Annotated in this window: 12 protein-coding genes and 2 riboswitches; of the genes, 4 read left to right on the forward strand and 8 right to left on the reverse strand. The window is 46.5% G+C overall.

The features are described from left to right. The first annotated feature begins 184 nt into the window (after positions 1-184). On the forward strand, positions 185-1,702 hold the full coding sequence (locus ACH32G_RS02505; RefSeq protein ID WP_155816700.1) for an ATP-binding protein: 1,518 nt from the start codon (positions 185-187) through the stop codon (positions 1,700-1,702). 207 nt (positions 1,703-1,909) lie between these two features. Here ACH32G_RS02505 and ACH32G_RS02510 read toward each other — a convergent pair whose 3' ends face one another. The 6 genes from ACH32G_RS02510 to ACH32G_RS02535 form a co-directional block, all read right to left on the reverse strand. Further along, positions 1,910-2,170 (reverse strand): aspartyl-phosphate phosphatase Spo0E family protein, encoded by a 261-nt coding sequence (locus tag ACH32G_RS02510; protein ID WP_016936353.1) that lies wholly within the window; start codon positions 2,168-2,170, stop codon positions 1,910-1,912. Positions 2,171-2,440: 270 nt separating this feature from the next. Beyond that, positions 2,441-2,980, reverse strand: coding sequence for a 1,2-dihydroxy-3-keto-5-methylthiopentene dioxygenase (locus tag ACH32G_RS02515; protein ID WP_064778816.1), 540 nt, complete (start codon positions 2,978-2,980; stop codon positions 2,441-2,443). A gap of 15 nt (positions 2,981-2,995) precedes the next feature. Next, positions 2,996-3,625 (reverse strand): methylthioribulose 1-phosphate dehydratase, encoded by a 630-nt coding sequence (locus ACH32G_RS02520; RefSeq protein WP_016936355.1) that lies wholly within the window; start codon positions 3,623-3,625, stop codon positions 2,996-2,998. Continuing rightward, positions 3,583-4,287, reverse strand: coding sequence for a 2-hydroxy-3-keto-5-methylthiopentenyl-1-phosphate phosphatase (mtnX, locus tag ACH32G_RS02525; RefSeq protein ID WP_045925657.1), 705 nt, complete (start codon positions 4,285-4,287; stop codon positions 3,583-3,585). Before mtnX ends, ACH32G_RS02520 begins: the two co-directional genes overlap by 43 nt. Further along, complete coding sequence (gene mtnW / locus ACH32G_RS02530) at positions 4,284-5,498, reverse strand: 2,3-diketo-5-methylthiopentyl-1-phosphate enolase (protein ID WP_045925658.1); 1,215 nt, start codon at positions 5,496-5,498, stop codon at positions 4,284-4,286. Before mtnW ends, mtnX begins: the two co-directional genes overlap by 4 nt. A gap of 81 nt (positions 5,499-5,579) precedes the next feature. After that, positions 5,580-5,679: riboswitch (SAM riboswitch) on the reverse strand. 36 nt (positions 5,680-5,715) lie between these two features. Then, positions 5,716-6,912, reverse strand: coding sequence for an aminotransferase class I/II-fold pyridoxal phosphate-dependent enzyme (locus tag ACH32G_RS02535; protein WP_448813957.1), 1,197 nt, complete (start codon positions 6,910-6,912; stop codon positions 5,716-5,718). Between the two features lie 92 nt (positions 6,913-7,004). Here ACH32G_RS02535 and ACH32G_RS02540 point away from each other — a divergent pair, with 92 nt between their 5' ends. From ACH32G_RS02540 to mtnA, 3 genes are all read left to right on the forward strand, one after another. After that, positions 7,005-7,784: a carbon-nitrogen family hydrolase gene (locus ACH32G_RS02540; protein ID WP_448813958.1), complete on the forward strand. Its 780-nt coding sequence runs from the start codon at positions 7,005-7,007 to the stop codon at positions 7,782-7,784. A gap of 92 nt (positions 7,785-7,876) precedes the next feature. Further along, a riboswitch (SAM riboswitch) is annotated at positions 7,877-8,031 on the forward strand. Between the two features lie 109 nt (positions 8,032-8,140). After that, positions 8,141-9,325 carry an S-methyl-5-thioribose kinase gene (gene mtnK, locus ACH32G_RS02545; protein WP_448813959.1) on the forward strand — a complete coding sequence of 395 codons (1,185 nt, stop codon included), beginning with the start codon at positions 8,141-8,143 and terminating at the stop codon, positions 9,323-9,325. Positions 9,326-9,331: 6 nt separating this feature from the next. Then, positions 9,332-10,393, forward strand: coding sequence for an S-methyl-5-thioribose-1-phosphate isomerase (gene mtnA, locus ACH32G_RS02550; protein ID WP_099744323.1), 1,062 nt, complete (start codon positions 9,332-9,334; stop codon positions 10,391-10,393). A 241-nt stretch (positions 10,394-10,634) separates the two neighbouring features. On the opposite strand, the gene ACH32G_RS02555 is transcribed toward mtnA, so the two are convergent. Together ACH32G_RS02555 and ACH32G_RS02560 are read right to left on the reverse strand one after the other, a co-directional pair. Further along, positions 10,635-11,132: a methylated-DNA--[protein]-cysteine S-methyltransferase gene (locus ACH32G_RS02555; protein ID WP_448813960.1), complete on the reverse strand. Its 498-nt coding sequence runs from the start codon at positions 11,130-11,132 to the stop codon at positions 10,635-10,637. Further along, on the reverse strand, positions 11,129-13,348 hold the full coding sequence (locus ACH32G_RS02560; protein ID WP_448813961.1) for a PAS domain S-box protein: 2,220 nt from the start codon (positions 13,346-13,348) through the stop codon (positions 11,129-11,131). The genes ACH32G_RS02555 and ACH32G_RS02560 overlap by 4 nt, the downstream gene beginning before the upstream one ends. Positions 13,349-13,568 lie beyond the last annotated feature (220 nt).

Below are 13,568 nucleotides of genomic sequence, written 5' to 3' on the forward strand. Positions count from 1 at the left end.
TTTGCAAAAGAAACCGTTACAGAGAAACATTAATAAACAAAATGAAAAATGTCAACAAAAATCTTTCCAAAATTTCTCTTCTTTTTGACGGACCTTAATAAAATAATTTGTTTTTATAGCATTTTGGTTATTTTTTCTTATTAAAGAAGTATAAACAATGATATAATACCTCTATTCAAGTGTAATGTTGGAGCGATGCAGAGTGAATACATTTAAAGGTGCCCGGGGAAAGATCAAACTTTATCTCATATTGGTGATCATCCCGGCACTTATTATCAGCTTTTTCATATATGAAAAAGAAAAGCAGAAAATAGCCGATAAACACATACAGGAAGCCAGTATGATGCTCAATCTTCACCGCAATAAGCTCAATTATTTAATCGGTGAAACAAAAGCCCGGATGACAACACTTGCGATCGCTGTCGATAAGCCTGTCAATGAAGAAAAGATAAATGAAATTCTCGATCAGGCTTTTGAGGATGAACCCAGATTCAGCGGATTGTATATGCTGAATTCCAAAGGTGACGTCATCGCAAGCACGACCGATCTGAAAACAAAGGTGAATTTGGCCGACAGACCGTATTTTACGAAGGCAAAAAAGACGAAAAAAACGGTCATCACAAACGACTACTCCAGCAGAATTACAGGCCAGCGCATCTTTACGATCTGCGTGCCGGTGTTAGACGCAAACCGGGAGGTCACGGATTATTTCGTGGCCGCCATACAAGTCGATTATTTGAGAAATATGATCAATATGCTGAGCCCCGACGTTTATGTCAAGGCAACCCATGAGGATAAAGTGATATTTGCCAGCGGACGGGCAGATCAGTCAGAAGGCGTGAAACCCGTCAGCGGCTATCTGGATGATATTAATTGGAATATCAATGTTTACCCGAAACCGGTAGAGCTGAACGAGCTGACCAAAAGCGTGCTGCTGCCGATGTCCAGTATTGCCGTGCTGCTGAATATTCTGTTCATCCTCGTTCAATATTATCTGCTTAAGCGCAAGACCGAGCTGGAGCGCGCTCAAAACGAGGCGCAAAAATTGGAGCTGATCGGAACGCTTGCCGCAAGCACCGCTCATGAAATACGCAACCCGCTTACAGGGATCAGCGGCTTCATTCAGCTTTTGCAGAAAAAATATAAAACAGAGGAAGATCAGCTGTATTTCTCAATTATTGAGCAGGAGGTTAAACGGATCAATCAGATTGTCAGTGAGTTTTTAGTGCTTGGCAAACCGACCGCGGAACGATTGGAAGTGAACTCGCTGCAGGATATTCTTGATGAGATTATGCCGATTATTTATTCGGAAGGGAATCTTTATAATGTGGAAGTGAATGTGGAGATTCTCGTCAATCGGCCGCTCAAGGTCAACTGCACGAAAGACCATATTAAACAGGTGATCTTAAATGTCGCGAAAAACGCGCTCGAATCAATGCAGGAAGGCGGCAGGCTGTCCATCTATTTAGAGGCCCTCGACCATAAAGCAGTCATTAAGGTGGCCGACAACGGAATGGGTATTTCTGAGGATATGCTTGAGCACATTTTCCTTCCGTTTGTCACATCAAAGGAAAAAGGCACCGGCCTCGGTCTTGTCGTATGTAAACGGATCGTGCTGATGTACGGCGGTTCGATTGACATTCAAAGTGAAGTCGATAAAGGCACAGAGGTCACCATTACCCTCCCTGCCGCTTCACGATGAAAAAACACCCTGAAACAGGGTGTTTTTTATATAAGAAGAATATGTGTAAGAGGATATACCGGGGAACGGCAACATAGCCGGCAGATAGATACGAGGCGCTTCGTGAGCTGTGCCAGCGGAAAAACCCGCTGACTGTACGCGGTCATCTTTCGGATGCGGCGGTTGATCATGAAGCGCATTCAGTCTTCGTTATCTGTTTATCATCAATCATTTGTTTGCTTCATATGCAGGCATGACGTCACCGCGGGAGAACAAGCCTATTTTCTTCACAAGGCCCTGTATTCCTTGGTGATGTGTGCGTTCACGGTTTATCAGCTGCTGATACGCGTTCATCAGACTGTCCAGTTCCTGGCTGTGTCTGATCGTGTCATATCCTGTAAACCCCTGCCTGTTAGCCGCATCTATCATCATTTTCCTCTTTTCATCAATAGATACTAGCAATTTTTCTTGTTCAGAATAACTGCCCATTCACTTCACCCCTCACCGCTAAAAGAATAGGAAACAAGTTTGATTGGGTTATTGAGCATTATTACAGATTATACTTTATTTGTAAACATTTTTTTACTAAATAACTTAATTTTTCATTTCATATTGGAATCTTTACTATGATTACGAGAATAATACCCATTCAGGTAATGATATAAACAAAATGCGCCCATTTAATGCATAAAAAAACAGAGATTTTATATTACAATAAAAAACCTCTCATGCGGCTGACCGCATGAGAGGTTCGGACATCTATCCGTTTTGCACACTTTCATTTTCATAAATCGGCACCCATCCTTCAGTCGTCACGAAGATTCGGATTGCGACGACCCGGCGGTCCTCCTGAAGCGTAAAGTAGTGGCGGATGTTCTCCGGAACCGAAATCAAATCCCCCGGATTTAAACGGACATCAAAAAAAGTGCCGTCTTTGCCCTGAATGACGAAGATGCCGTGCCCGCTGACGATAAAGCGGACTTCATCATCCGTGTGGTGATGTTCTCTTTGAAAATTTTTCAACAGCTCATCAAGATTGGGTGTTGTATCTGATAAAGAAATGACATCCTGAGACTGATAGCCGCGCCGGGCTGAAATATCCTGAATCTCTTTATCAAACACTGTGAGAATCCGGTTTTTTTCATCTTCGGTTAGATCGTATTTCTCCGAAAGCTCAGGCGGAAGTTTTTCAATGTTCCACTGCTCATAGATCACCTCTTGTTCGTCTAAAAAGCGCGCTACTTCTTCCTGATGTTCAATGATCGTATTCTTTTCGTCATGAATTCTGATTGTCGCCATTTTGCGTTCCTCCTTTTATTTTACAAGCTGCGGCCGAAGTGACAGAAGCTTGATATGACAGCTGAATAAAAATTCATAGGCTTCCAGCACCCTTTTCGCCTCAAACGCGGTCCGCCCCCATGCCGTAATGCCGTGATTGCGGATTAATACCGCGCCTGACCCGGCGTCTGCATGGCGCGCGAAGCTTTCGGCCAATGCCGGGATGTGCGCCGGATTGTCAATGATTGGAACGGTCACCGACGCGTTTTCCTCCCACAATCCGAGCGCCTTAATCATTTCCTGCCCCTGAAAAGTGATTTGTTTTTCATCCCCGTAGAGCTCTGAGATGACATTATTATTAACGGTATGGACATGCAGACAGCAGCCCGCGTCTGTCTTTTGGTATAAGTACGTATGGAGAAGCGTCTCTGCCGAGGGTTTTAAGGAATGGCCGGTCTCCGCGGGCTCCCCGTTCTCATCGACTAAGAGAAAATCTTCGTCTGTTTCTTTTCGTTTGTCTTTTCCGCTTGCCGTAACGAGAAAAGTCAGCGGCCCGTCGGATACTTTGATGGAAAGATTCCCGCTTGTTGCCGGGAACCAGTCTCTTTCAGCCAGCTCGCGCTTTACTTCGGCAAGTTCGCGCCAGCGTTCTTCTTTTGCAGCCATGCCTGCACCTCCCCGATATTTTCGATGCCTGCTTTCACTTCATGAAAATCTTGAAAAGGCTGATGCCGAAGACCAAGCTCTTTGCATTCAGTCAAAAGATAATCTCTCGCAAAACACATATCGGATAACTTTGCAGCCTCGACATCCGTCACCGAATCACCGATCATAATGAGAAATTTCTGCCGGTCGGATAGCTTCCGGATGACTGACGGTTTGCAGCAGCCGCACTGATTCGTGCAGGCTTCGTCACAGGCGTGCGGCCAATTGATATGAATATATTCATTGTCAAAGGATGCATGATTGCAGAAGATCCGCTCTTTTTCTACGATGCCTTCTAAAAGCGGATGCACAAAAAAGTCCATTCCCCCGCTTACGATATAAAACGGGAGATCGTTTGACCGGACAAACGAAACAAAATCCAAAAAGCCGTCCCGTATTTTCGCATCCTCCAGAATAAAGTCCGTCAGCTCATCTTTTAAGCTGCTCGGCAGCAGCCCGAACATCCGGCCGACTCCTTCCTGAATTGATATGCTTTTAGACAGAACACCGTCTTTTAATTCAAGCCACTCAGGGGGCGCGAATTCTTTCATCATGCTGACAATGTTGTCGTTCATGGTGACTGTTCCGTCGAAATCACAAATAATCAGCGGTGTGCGGGTCATACGGATTCCGCCTTTCCCCATTTGTCTAATGCGAGCTGAAGATCTTTGCACGACGCGGCTTTTTCTTTAATCGGCTGTGCTTCAAGCACCGCATCAATAATGGCGCGGAACGCTCTTCCGCCGCCCTCGGCTCCTTTCGGATGGCCGTGAATGCCTCCGCCTGCATTGATGATGTGATCAATACCGAAATCACGCATTAACAATGGCACCATGCCTGGATGAATGCCTGCTGACGGGACGGCAAACGTCGGATGAAAGACGTCTTCCTTTACACATTCATGATGGATCGCAAGTGCGGACTCCTTCGGAAGAGCGACGGATCCGTATGGTGACGGAAATAAGCTGAAATCGGCGCCGCAATAGCGGTTCAGCTTGCCGAGCAAAAGTGCGTGCGATAAACCGTAAACGGGAGATGATGTAAACGCGCCGCTGACCGCCGGATGCGCCATAATCGGAAGCGGGATTTCCCCATCTTCAGCAAGACTTTGCATGACGTCTAAGCCGTAGGCGAATACATTCAGTAAGAGGGCGTCTGCCCCGAGTTCTGCCGCGCGTCTCGCTTTATCCCGCAATTCAGAAGTCCTCCCCGTCAGGTTTACGGCGTACAGCGTCTTATGCCCCGTCTCCTCCCGCGTTTCCTTCAGGACTTGTTTTCCTTCGATAATGCGGGTTTCAAACGGAGCCAGTTCATTTTCAAAGAAAATTTCGTCATCTTTAATAAGATCCACGCCGCCGAGCGCCTGCTGTCTGAGCTGTTCTTTAATGTCGGCGAGATCCCGTCCAATCACGCCTTTAAAGATGCTCATCAGAAGCGGTCTTTCAAATTCGCCCAGCAGTTTGCGGATGCCGTATATACCGAATTTCGGCCCGGGAAGGGAGCGTTTAAACCCTTCGGAAAATTCAAGATCAGTCAATTTTATTTTTCCGTCCAGTGACAGCTTTCCGAATACCGTCGTCAGGACGGCCGGAATATCTCTTGAAAAGTTCGCCTCAGGATAGGCGATGGTGATGACGGATTGTGTTTCGTTTTCTTTGGCCCCTTCTTTTTCCTCAACTTTCACGACCCGGCCTTTATGCTTTCTGAGCTGTTCCTGTTTCACCAGGGGCAGATCCGTCCAGGAGCCTACCGTCAGCCCCGCCGCAATCTGTTCCGCCCGCTTTTCACTGTCCGTTGTGTCTGTCAGAAGATATGTTGCCAATACTTCGCTCATGCGTGAACGCCTCTCTTTCTTTCGCAAAACATAAAAAAGCCTCTTCCTTAAGAGCAGAAAGAGGCTTCGTGTTATGTCCGAATCTTATCTCTCAGCTCCTGCTGCAAGAATTAGCACCGTGCTTTATCAGTCGGTTGCCGGGCTTCATCGGGCTCGTCCCTCTGCCTGCTCTTGATAAGAATAATGATTTTATAAAGTATTTTGAATTATCGCATTGTTATCCTGATATGTCAATGCTTTTTCGGGTGAAAAGATTCAGCTTCCCGATCCGTTCCGCAGCTTCTTTAAGTCTTTCTTCACTTGTCAGAAGACCGACTCTTATATAGCCTTCTCCGAATTTTCCGAACCCGTTTCCGGCTGCGACCGAGACATCCGCTTTTTCCAAAAGCAGATCTGAAAACGACTGCGACGTATAACCGTCCGGCACCGGAAGCCATGCAAAAAAGGAACCCGCCGGAGCCTTCACATCCCAGCCGATATCACGGCAGGCTGCAATCCAGGCATTGCGTCTCGACTCATATCTGTCATTTTGCGCTGCGACGCACGTCTGATCCGCCAAAAGAGCGGCGGCTGCCGCTTGCTGCGCCGCGGGAAACAGACTGACAAACATATGATCTTGATAAAGATTGATCGCTTCGATGACAGACGCGTTTCCGACGGCAAATCCGACCCGCCAGCCCGCCATGTTATACGTTTTGGACAAAGTATAGATTTCAATCCCCGTTTCTTTTGCGCCTTCCGTCTGCAAAAAGCTCAGCGGTTTATGCCCGTCAAAACCGACGGCCCCGTATGCGAAATCATGAACGACACAAATGCCGTTTTGTTCCGCAAAGCTGACCGTCTCCTCGAAAAACGCCTCTGTTGCCACAGCACCGGTCGGATTATTCGGATAATTGAGATACAGCAGCTTCGCCTCGTTCTGCACCTTTTCAGGAATTGCGCTGTAATCGGGGAGAAACCCTCTATCTTCCGTCAGAGGCATCATTTCCATTTTCGCTTTCGCAAGGGCGACCCCCGACCAGTAGTCAGGATATCCGGGATCAGGCACAAGAATGGTATCTCCCGGGTTCAAAAGACATTGCGGAAGCTCAACAAGCCCCGCCTTGCCTCCGAACAGCACGGCTACTTCCGTTTCCGGGTCAAGCGTCACCCCGTACTCCCTTTCATAAAATTCAGCCGCAGCTTTTTTGAAGCTGTAAGCGCCCCGGAATGATGAGTATTTATGATTTTCCGGCTTTTCGACGGCGCGCTTCATTTCTTCAACGATATGCTGAGGTGTCGGCTGATCGGGATTCCCCTGTCCTAAATTGATGATGTCTTTGCCTTCTTTCAGCTTTTGATTGACCTTTTGCACCAAAGATGCAAAAAATTGTTCCGGCAGCTGTTTGAGTACATCTGAGACTTCAAAGTTCATATTTTCACCTTCTAAAAATGTCTTGAAATGATAGTCCATCATCATATATGGTTAAATAAAAAAAGTAAAGAGAAACTTGAGGTGTATAAAAAATGAAATGGACCGTTTCCTGTTTGCAATTTGATATTTCATACGGAAATCCTTCAGAAAACTTCAAAAAAGCAGAATCTTTGATTGAGCAAGAAAGCCGCCATGCTGATGTCATCGTGCTTCCTGAGCTGTGGACGACCGGCTATGATCTCACACGGCTTGACCAGCTGGCGGATGAAAACGGCGAAGTTTCGGCACAATGGCTTAAAAAAACGGCCAAAGCATACAACGTACACCTCGTTGCCGGATCTTTTGCAGTCAAAGAAGGCGAAAATGTCTATAACACTATGTACACCGCCGATAACAGCGGAAAGATCGTGAAGCGCTATCAGAAAGCCCATCTGTTTCAGCTGATGGATGAACATCTGTATCTGACAGCAGGAAACAGTGATGGTTCCTTTGAGCTTGACGGTGTCAAGTGCGCCGGGCTGATCTGCTATGATATCCGGTTCCCCGAATGGATCAGAAAGCATACGTCCCAAGGAGCGAATGTCCTGTTTATCTCTGCGGAATGGCCTCTGCCCCGCCTCGATCATTGGCGGAGTCTGCTTGTCGCCAGAGCCATTGAAAACCAATGTTTTGTCGCAGCCTCTAACTGCACGGGGTCAAATCCCGATAATGAATTTGCCGGCCACAGCCTGATTATTGACCCGTGGGGCCGGATTTTAGCCGAAGGAGATCGGACGGAAGGCGCAGTCCGGGCGGAAATCGATGTTTCAGAAAGCGCGTCCGTACGCGAGACCATCCCGGTTTTCAAAGATTTGCGGCATGATTTATATTAATTTTCAAAAAAACGTTGACAAGAATATTCGGCACCTGCTAATATTTTCATCAACTGATTAATCCGAATTGTGATACAAATCAATATATTTTTCTCTTATCGAGAGTTGGGCGAGGGATTGGCCTTTTGACCCCAACAGCAACCGACCGTAATTCCATTGTGAAATGGGGCGCGTACATTTTGCGCCGAGACGATTGTCTCATAGGGCACGGTGCTAATTCCATCAGATGTTATCTGAGAGATAAGAGGCGGACTGCACTGTTTCGGCCTCCTTCTCTTTCAGAGAAGGAGGCTTTTTTTCGGGCGTATTCTCCGTCACGATCTCTTACTGCCACTACATAATTGGAGGGTAAATCCATGTCTGCAACTAAAACAAGTCTTTATGAACAATTAACGGAAAGCTCCGCCGCAGCGTTAGCTGTGAAGCTCGGCTTATTTCAAAGCAAAAGCACTCTCACATGCCGTGAAATCGGCGACGGCAATTTAAATTACGTCTTTCACGTTTTCGATAAAGAAAACAAAAAGGGACTGATTATCAAACAGGCGATTCCTTACGCGAAAATCGTCGGGGAAAGCTGGCCGCTTACGATTGACCGGGCGAGAATCGAAAGCAGCGCCCTCATCCGCCAGGGCGAACACGTGCCCCATCTCGTTCCGGCCGTTTACTATTCCGATACTGAAATGGCGGTCACGGTAATGGAAGACCTTTCGCATCTGAAGATCTCAAGAAAAGGACTGATTGAAGGAAAACATTATCCGAATTTATCAGCTCATATCGGTGAATTTCTGGGAAAAACGCTCTTTTACTCATCCGATTATGCGCTTGATGCGAAAGTAAAACAGCAGCTCGCAAAGCAGTTTACAAATCCCGAACTTTGCAATATTACAGAAAGGCTTGTGTTTACAGAACCGTTTCTCGACCATGAAACAAACGATTTTGAAGAGGAGCTGCGCCCATTCGCAGAAAAAATTTGGAACAATTCCCGCCTGAAAGAAGGCGCTGATGAATTGAAAGCCGTCTTTCTGAATTCCGCGGAAACATTGGTTCACGGCGATCTGCATACGGGAAGCATCTTCGCCGATGAACATGAAACAAAGGTCATTGATCCCGAGTTTGCTTTCTTCGGACCGATCGGCTTTGACATCGGCCAATTTATTGCAAATCTGCTGTTAAACGCCCTCAGCCGGGACGGTGACGACAGACAGCCGTTATATGACCACACCGCCGCCGTATGGGACACATTTGTAAAAACATTCAGTGAAGCATGGGAGAAAGACTGCCTGCCTTCCTGCAGACACCTGCTGGAAAATACACTGAAAAACGCGTTTGAGGAAGCAGTCGGTTTTGCGGGATGCGAACTGATCCGGCGCACGATCGGGCTCGCCCATGTGGCTGACTTGGATGAAATCACTCCGTTTGATAAACGAATTGAACGGAAGAAGCTGGCGCTTGAAATCGGCGCCTATTATATCGAAAACAGAAAAGAACTAAAGCATATCACTGAGGTTCTGGATCAATTTAAGCTCCGTGTAAAGGAATGATGCAGCATGACAAATGAATTTGCCATCCCCCGTTCCGTGGAATGGAAAGAAACACACATCCGCATTTTAAATCAGCAAAAGCTCCCTGATGTCACTGAGTATGCGGATCTTGAAACAAAGGAAGATGTATTCGACGCGATTGTCACACTGAAAGTAAGGGGCGCTCCGGCCATCGGTATAACTGCGGCGTTCGGACTCGCGCTTGCCGCCAAATCGTTTGAAACACGCGATCTTTCTGATTTCCGCCGTCAGCTGGCCGATGTCAAAGCATATTTAAACAGCTCAAGACCGACTGCCGTCAATCTCGCTTGGGCGCTTGACAGACTGACGGATTCCATCAGGAATGCAATCTCAATCAATGAAGCGAAGACAACGCTCGTTCATGAAGCCATTCAAATTCAGGTTGAAGATGAAGAAACATGCCGGATGATCGGCCAAAATGCGCTGCACCTTTTTAAAAAAGGCGACCAGATCATGACCATCTGCAATGCGGGTTCAATTGCCACAAGCCGGTACGGTACGGCGCTTGCTCCCTTTTACTTAGCGAAACAAAAAGACCTCGGCCTTCATATTTACGCATGTGAAACAAGGCCCGTTCTCCAAGGATCGCGGCTGACGGCGTGGGAGCTGATGCAGGGCGGGATTGATGTCACGCTCATTACTGACAGCATGGCCGCCCATACAATGAAGGAAAAACATATTTCAGCAGTCATTGTCGGCGCTGACAGAATTGCTAAAAACGGAGATACAGCCAACAAAATCGGAACGTACGGCCTCGCGATCTTGGCAAACGCCTTTCAGATTCCGTTTTTTGTGGCCGCACCGCTTTCGACATTTGACTTGCAGATTGAAAACGGCGATCAGATTCCGATTGAAGAAAGAGATCCGGATGAGGTCAGACAAATCTCCGGCATACGCACCGCTCCCGAAGATGTGCCGGTCTTCAATCCGGCCTTTGACATCACACCGGGCAGCCTGATTTCAGGCATTATCACCGAGAAAGGAATTGTGACGGGTTCTTACACGGAAGAAATTGAACAATTATTCGCAGACTGCCAGCTGAGCTGAAAAACCGCTGATGATGTTGCCTCAGGCAATGTCAGCGGTTTTTTTGTCTGCATAATGTCAGCACTTCATCTTTTTGGGCGGCTGAAATCAGATGCATTTTAAAAAACAGCTCTGCATAACCGGCTATCTTTTGCGGACGGCTCATTTTCATCAGGCTTCGTCCTCCTTTTTCATCAGACCAACTTTTTTCACTTAATAAAATGATATGTCGGGCGTGAAAAAACGGAACGTGCCATATGCTTTATTTTTCTTTATAGGATATTTGTTCGATGTTCAGCAGCGCCGCTTTCACATCCGTCTTCGTGCCTGCGTATCCCGTTAAGGCGCTGTTTTTGCCGATTACCCGATGGCACGGGACAAAAATCGGCAGCCGGTTGCGTTTATTGGCCTGTCCGATGGCGCGCACCGCTTTCGGCTTGCCGATAGCTTCAGCTACATCGCCATAGCTTCGTGATTCACCGTAAGGAATCATCGTCAGCGCGTTCCATACCTTTTCCTGAAAGAGTGTGCCTTGTTGTTTCAGAGGCAGAGAGAAATGCTTTCTCTCTCCGGAAAAATATGATGTCAGCTGCTGTTTCGCCTCCGACAGCACATCGGTTTCGCAAAATTTCACGCCGGGCGTATCTTTCCGCCACTCCTCAAAATCTTCCCCGGTGAGAAACAGGCCGGTAATAAAGCCCTCTTCCTCCGTCAGACTGACCGTTCCAAACGGTGCTTTCACACTTGTAAAGCAGATCATTCGCCGCTCCTTCTTTCTTCGGTATTCTGCCGGATCGGAAGCGTCAAATGAAAAACCGTTCCCTTCCCTTCTTCACTTTCCACATGAATGCGGCCCTGATGCTCTTCGATGATTTTATAACTGACCATGAGACCGAGGCCCGTCCCCCTGTCTTTTGTCGTGTAGAATGGCTCGCCCAAACGTTTTAATTTGTCTTCAGAAATGCCTGTTCCTTCATCTTGAAGGGATATCAGAATGTGGTCTTTATCAGAAGGCTGGATGGTCACGTAGATATTGCCGCCGCCCGGCATGACTTCAATGGCGTTTTTTAAAATATTGATAAACACCTGTTTTAATTGATTCGGCTCACAATAAATCGGCGGGATGTTCCCGGTCTGGTTCAAATGGATCTGCACATTGACAAGATTGGCTTGGGCATTCAAAAGATCAGCCGTGTCTTTCATAATCTGCGTCACGTCTTTTTCTTCATATAATATTGCCTGAGGTTTCGCTAAAATTAAAAATTCGGTTATGATAGACTCGATGCGTTTTAATTCTGAGGTAATAACGTTAAAGTACAGGGAATATTCGCCTTCAATGCTTCCTTGCAGAAGCTGAATGAACCCTTTCAGCGCAGTCATCGGATTTCTGATTTCGTGGGCGATGCCGGCCGCCAGCTCCCCTACGACGTGAAGAGTGTCGGATTTCCGCAGCCTCTCCTCAAGCTCTTTGGCCTCGGTGACATCTTTAAAGATGGCCAGGTTCATATTTTGAATGATATTCCTTTTGAAGGAAAATTCCAATTTGCGGCTGTCACTGCTGCTTAACAGGAAGGGGATTTCATTATCCATTCCTTCCAAATCGATCTTTTTGGCGGGTACACCCGCGTTTTCAATTTCAAATTTAGAAAGAATATCCGGAACGGTATGCGCTCTCAGCTCATCATCGGGCATGCCGAGTATACGGCTTGCGAGAGGATTCGCGTCAATTATGCGGAATTGGTTGTCAAACAAGACTTTTCCATCCATTGAGCCGTTGAATACTTTTCTGAACTTCAGCTCGCTTTCCCGCAATTCTTTTTCCATCCGCTTACGATCGCTGACATTTCTTAAAATGGTTAAATGCTGACCTTCGAGTATGGTTCGTTTTGATGTGAACTCAAGCTCTTTGTATTGGCCGTTTGCCATTTGAAACAGCATCTCTTCCCGGATTTCCCCGTATTTTTCATATTTCTTCTTAATCTGCTTGTATTTTTTCTGCGGATCAACGATAAACGTACATAAATTCGTCTCCACCAGCTTATCCATCGGCAGCTCGAAAATGCGGCACGCCGACTCGTTTGCTTTGGCGATTTTTCCGTCATCAGACCAAATGACAATCGCGTCCATGGCGTTTTCAAAGATTTCGCGGAAGCGCTCTTCGCTTTTAAAAAGTTTCAATTCCATCGACCGTTTCTCCGTTATGTCTCTCATAATAGACATGTAAAACCCGCTGATTAAGTTGGACGTAATCGTAAACTCAAACAGCTTCTCCTCGCCCGACCGAAGCTTGACCGGCAGTTCTCCTTTGGCGTTTCCTTTTCTCCGGAGGGTGTCCCAGATTTCTTTCAGGTGCTTTTTGTTTTCTCCATCGGTAAAATGGCGGAGCGACAGATGGGACAGTTCATTCTGGCCGATCTCAAAGCTTTTGCAAAAAGAGAGGTTCGCATCAATAAAACCGCCGTCCTTATCAAACAGCACGATGCCGTCGACAGCTCTGTCAAACAAATCTTTGAACAGCTGCTCGTTCATGGAGAATTCACGCTCTAAGATTTTTTTAGAGGAGATATCCCTCATTACCACAAAAAAATAATCCTCCCCAATTCCGTCTCTGGCGAGGAATTCAATGTATTTCGTCGCGCCGCTGTCAAGCTTAATCGGCACCTCTTTCCACAGATAGCCCTTTTTCAAAAATTTTTTCACGGCCTTATTCAGTTCTTCCTGAGGCACGGAATATAAAAAGTCCAGAACGGAGCGGTTCATGAGGCTCTCTGCCTCAATCTGCATCATCCGGGCCGCGGCCTCGTTCGCCTGGACGATTTTCATTTCCTTATGGCATATAAAAATGGCATCAAGCGTGTTATTCATAATCACATGATACCGGTTCAAATCACTCTTCAGGCGGTCATTTTCCTCCTTCAGCCGCTTCAGCTGCTCTTTCAGCGACTCCTTTGTCTGCAAATCCAGAGTTTCAGCCATTCAGTACACTCCTTCTTCAAAAACCTATCCTTCAATATTTCTACAAAATACCTCATCTTCCTTCATTCGCCCTATACATTTCAGAAAATTTCAATGATATGACAAGTTAGAGTCTTTTTCTACGATCCTTACCTCCCCGTTACATCATCCTAACAATCCCTTTTTTCCTCCTTCAATTTTTTGTTTTTTATTTTAAAATGAACATCATCAGGAAATAATC

It is taken from the genome of Bacillus sp. CIS52 (assembly GCF_053545315.1).

Coding starts and splice junctions, on each gene's coding strand:
- ACH32G_RS02505 (WP_155816700.1), top strand. CDS start 185: ATGTTGGAGCGATGCAGAGTGAATACATTTAAAGGTGCCCGGGGAAAG.
- ACH32G_RS02510 (WP_016936353.1), bottom strand. CDS start 2,170: ATGGGCAGTTATTCTGAACAAGAAAAATTGCTAGTATCTATTGATGAA.
- ACH32G_RS02515 (WP_064778816.1), bottom strand. CDS start 2,980: ATGGCGACAATCAGAATTCATGACGAAAAGAATACGATCATTGAACAT.
- ACH32G_RS02520 (WP_016936355.1), bottom strand. CDS start 3,625: ATGGCTGCAAAAGAAGAACGCTGGCGCGAACTTGCCGAAGTAAAGCGC.
- mtnX (WP_045925657.1), bottom strand. CDS start 4,287: ATGACCCGCACACCGCTGATTATTTGTGATTTCGACGGAACAGTCACC.
- mtnW (WP_045925658.1), bottom strand. CDS start 5,498: ATGAGCGAAGTATTGGCAACATATCTTCTGACAGACACAACGGACAGT.
- ACH32G_RS02535 (WP_448813957.1), bottom strand. CDS start 6,912: ATGAACTTTGAAGTCTCAGATGTACTCAAACAGCTGCCGGAACAATTT.
- ACH32G_RS02540 (WP_448813958.1), top strand. CDS start 7,005: ATGAAATGGACCGTTTCCTGTTTGCAATTTGATATTTCATACGGAAAT.
- mtnK (WP_448813959.1), top strand. CDS start 8,141: ATGTCTGCAACTAAAACAAGTCTTTATGAACAATTAACGGAAAGCTCC.
- mtnA (WP_099744323.1), top strand. CDS start 9,332: ATGACAAATGAATTTGCCATCCCCCGTTCCGTGGAATGGAAAGAAACA.
- ACH32G_RS02555 (WP_448813960.1), bottom strand. CDS start 11,132: ATGATCTGCTTTACAAGTGTGAAAGCACCGTTTGGAACGGTCAGTCTG.
- ACH32G_RS02560 (WP_448813961.1), bottom strand. CDS start 13,348: ATGGCTGAAACTCTGGATTTGCAGACAAAGGAGTCGCTGAAAGAGCAG.